This is a genomic window from uncultured Campylobacter sp. (genome assembly GCF_938045205.1).
Lineage (GTDB): Bacteria > Campylobacterota > Campylobacteria > Campylobacterales > Campylobacteraceae > Campylobacter_B.
This window is the reverse complement of sequence record NZ_CALIMY010000126.1, coordinates 1-1,966: the sequence shown is the minus strand read 5'-3', so window position 1 is coordinate 1,966 and position 1,966 is coordinate 1. Positions and strand designations below refer to the sequence as shown.

General features: G+C 51.1%; 1 protein-coding gene and 1 pseudogene. Both read left to right on the top strand.

The genetic code is table 11. From position 1 onward, the window contains the following. Window positions 1-1,355 (top strand): endopeptidase La (lon, locus tag Q0198_RS07590; RefSeq protein ID WP_297896629.1); only part of this gene is annotated, 1,355 nt, incomplete at its 5' end. A gap of 372 nt (window positions 1,356-1,727) precedes the next feature. Continuing rightward, window positions 1,728-1,966: pseudogene (locus tag Q0198_RS07585) on the top strand (hypothetical protein); the annotation flags it as partial.

Sequence of the window (1,966 nt, the reverse complement as noted above, 5' to 3'; positions counted from 1 at the left end):
CGACCGCGCTTAAGCGTAAGCTCATCCGCATCGCCTTAGGCGGGCTTGAGGACGTAAACGAGCTACGCGGACACCGCCGCACCTACATCGGCGCGATGCCGGGTCGCATCGTGCAAGGGCTCATCGAGGCAAATCAGATGAACCCCGTCATCGTGCTTGATGAGATCGATAAAATTTCAAGCTCATACAAGGGCGATCCGACCGCGGTTCTGCTTGAAATTTTAGACCCAGAGCAAAACTCGAGCTTTAGGGATTACTATCTAAATTTTAACATCGATCTTAGCAAGATCATCTTTATCGCCACGGCAAACGACGTATCTCTCATACCCGCGCCGCTGCGCGATAGGATGGAGTTTATCGAGCTTAGCTCATACACGCCGCAGGAGAAATTTCAGATCGCCAAGGACTACCTGATCCCTCAGGAGCTGCAGCGCCACGGGCTCAAAGCCGCCGACGTAGCGATCAATCCCGCAGCCCTTGCCGAGATCATCGAAGAGTACACGCGCGAAAGCGGCGTGCGAAACCTGCGCCGCCAGATCGCTGCGATCTTCCGCAAGGTCGCGGTTAAAATTTTAAAAGACAAAGAGTTTAAAAAGATCGTCGTTACGACAAAAAATTTAAGCGAATTTCTAAATAAAAAGGTTTTCGAGATCGACGAGGTGGAAAAGAGCGATCAAATCGGCATCGTAAACGGGCTTGCGTGGACTGCGGTAGGCGGCGACGTGCTCAAGATCGAAGCGGTCAAGATCAAGGGTAAGGGCGCGATGACGATCACGGGGCAGCTCGGCGACGTGATGAAAGAATCCGCGCAGATCGCCTTTAGCGTCGTAAAGGTGCTGATCGACGAGGGCAAGCTCAAAGCCGCTCAAGACGCGAAAGGGGGCGCAGCAAAAGCCTCGCGCGGCGGTAAAAACTCCGCATTGCGCGCAGATGGCGCCGCATCTAAAAGCCCTGCGGCGGCACGAAATTTAGGCACAGAGGAGAATTCCGAAAGCTCGGAGCAGATTTATAATAAATTCGACCTTCACATCCACGTGCCCGAAGGCGCGACGCCCAAGGACGGACCGAGCGCCGGCATCACGATGAGCACGGCGATCGCGTCGATTTTAAGCGAGCGCGAGGTACGCGCCGATCTAGCGATGACGGGCGAGATCACGCTAAGCGGCAAAGTGCTGCCGATCGGCGGGCTTAAGGAGAAGCTCATCGCCGCGCACAAAGCCAAAATCGCCGAGGTTTTGATCCCGCGCAAAAACTACGAGCGCGACCTAGCGGAGATCCCGGACGAGGTCAAAAACGATCTGAAAATAACGCCGGTAGATCGGATCGAAGAGGTGCTGAAGCTCGCACTGGTCTAAATTTAAAGCGGCGCTTTAAATTTAGACCAGTGCTTCGATGGAATTTTGAAATATTTGTAGCGGCAGACAACTCAAAAAAGAAGCCGGACTGCGGCGCGGCAGAGTTTTTGAGGATAGACGAATGGCTTTGCGCGCAAATTCTATATGCGGGCCTTTGACGACGAGCCGCAAAGCGTTGCCGAAATAAACAAGTTTGTCGCCGCAAACGGCTACGCAAAGGACTTCAGCAGGCAAAGAGCGCATCACGAAATCTATCTAAAAGACCAAAAAAACCGCGCCGCAAAAATACAAAACGATAATCGGGCACCCGATTAGGAAAATTTGGTGGCGACGATAAATTGGTAGTTTTAAGCCATGTTGGAGAAATTTATCATGCAACCAACCATCATCATTTCTGATCTTTTAATCAAAAACCACGCGGCAATCGCAAATTCTCTGTGCCGAATCCTCGATAAATACGCTATAAAATACGATTTTCTAGAGACAAAAGACATTTGGATGAGGGATTTTATGCCGTTTTTACTTGATGATGGACACCTTGTCTCTTACGACTACGATCCAGACTATCTAAAAGATGATAGATATAGCCACCTAAGGACAAAGGTCCAGCC